This is a genomic window from Streptomyces fuscigenes, from assembly GCF_021556455.1.
Taxonomy (GTDB): Bacteria; Actinomycetota; Actinomycetes; order Streptomycetales; family Streptomycetaceae; genus Streptomyces; species Streptomyces fuscigenes.
In genome coordinates this window covers 1-1,667 of sequence record NZ_JAKGCV010000723.1, presented here as the reverse complement: position 1 = coordinate 1,667, position 1,667 = coordinate 1, and the positions used below count along the sequence as shown (strand labels likewise).

The 1,667-nt window shown below is 75.6% G+C and carries 2 protein-coding genes; both read left to right on the top strand.

Annotated features, from left to right (window positions below; all coding sequences use genetic code 11):
* The first annotated feature begins 93 nt into the window (after nt 1-93).
* Nucleotides 94-774: a hypothetical protein gene (locus tag L1885_RS28090; protein ID WP_235799958.1), complete on the top strand. Its 681-nt coding sequence runs from the start codon at nt 94-96 to the stop codon at nt 772-774.
* Between the two features lie 670 nt (nt 775-1,444).
* The coding region (locus tag L1885_RS28085; RefSeq protein ID WP_235799957.1) for an SCO5717 family growth-regulating ATPase at nt 1,445-1,667 on the top strand (223 nt) is incomplete at its 3' end.

The following is a 1,667-nucleotide window of genomic DNA, read 5'->3' as shown; positions in this document are numbered from 1 at the left end:
CAGGGCGGCCCCGCCGGCGCGGGGCGCGGCAGGTCCCGCTCGGGCGGGCGAACGGCACGGGGGGCGGGCGCGAGGCCCCGCACCGGCTTCGGGCTGATCGGGCCGCGCAGGGAGCGCCACGCGCTCTCCCTCGACGAGTTGGAGTCGCTGGCGCTGCCCGTCGGGGACGACGGCGTCGTCGTCGGCATCGACGCGAACGGCAAGCCCGCCGTCCTGGGCATCAACCGGGCCACGCCCTACGACATCACGCTCATCGGCGGGCTGTGGACCGCGCAGGTGCTGGCGCTGCGGGCGGCCGCCACCGGCGCGCGGGTCGCCGTCGAGACGGGACGGACCCAGGTGTGGACGGCCCTCGCGCAGGCCGCGGGCGGCGGCCAGCCGTGCATCACGCTGCACGACGTGGGGCGCGTGCCGCCGCAGGGCGCTTCGGCGGGCAGCCCCGTCGTGGTCGTGCGCGACTGCGGGATGCGGCCGCCCCGGGGGCGTGTGGTGTCGGGACCCTGGCAGTCGGTGGTCACCCTGCTGCCCTACCTCAGTCCCGTCGCGCCGCGCCTGATGCGCAAGTCGGGGCTGGTCGGCGTGCAGCGGGTGTCGCCCGACGAGGGCACGAAGATCGGCCGCATCATGGGGCTCCCGAGCGCCGAGACGGCCGCGCTGAGCACCTTGGCGGACGGCGTGACGCTGTGGTGCACCGAGCGCGACCGGCAGTTCGTGATGACGCAGGCGACGGACGCGGAGGGCGGGCTGCTCGGCACGGCCCGCCGGATGGACTGACCGGAGGCCCGGGCATCCGGCGTCCGGGAGCCTCCGCCCGGAAGCGCACCGGACGTCCGCACGAGGCGCCCGGGGCGCCCGGTTGCGTGTCCGGTTGCGTGTCCGGTTGCGTGTCCGGTTGCGTGTCCGGGCGCAAGGGCCGTCCGGCGCAGGGGCCTTGGCGGGCGCGGGCGCGGCCCCGGTGACGGCTGGGCCGTCGGGATGCCTGCCGTGCGGCGGCGGCGCTGTCGTTCCCGGAGCACGGGGCCCTCCGGCGCCGGCTCCCGGCCGGGGCGCGACGGCCCGGCCCCTGGCGTTCACGGAGCTGAATACGTGTGTCTTTTCTGTGGAGCCCGGACGCGCGGATCGGCGTCCTGGACTCTCCGGCGGGCGATCGGCCCGCGTAATGAATGGGTGCATATACGCATTTGGCTTCCCTCCGTGCCCACCCGCCGCCGCAGGGAGTCCACTTGGGCACACACCGTGACGTAACGGGTCGGTGCCCGGCTGGAGGTCTGCCCTGACACGAAGACGCCGTCGATGATTAGGGTGTATGGGGGTGCCGGCACGAACCGGTGGGCAAGGTCGGCCGCGTCACAGGGGGAGAGCCGGGCGAACCGGACACAGGGCAGGACATCCGTCGCCCCCACCCACCACGGCACAAGGGTGCTCGACCACAGCAGGAGGCAAAGTGAACGGCGATCGGGACGAGTTCCGCGGCGGCTGGACGCCTGCGGACGATCAGTCCGACGCGGAGCCCGAGCTGACGGGTGAGTTCACCATCGACTACACCCCGCCGGCCTGGTACACGCAGAGCGCCTCGGACGACGCGCCGGCAGGCGGTGCGGCCCCCGGCGCACCGGCCGGGGGCGCCACTCCCCCGCCGCCGGCCGGCGCCCCCGGCGGCCGGTTCC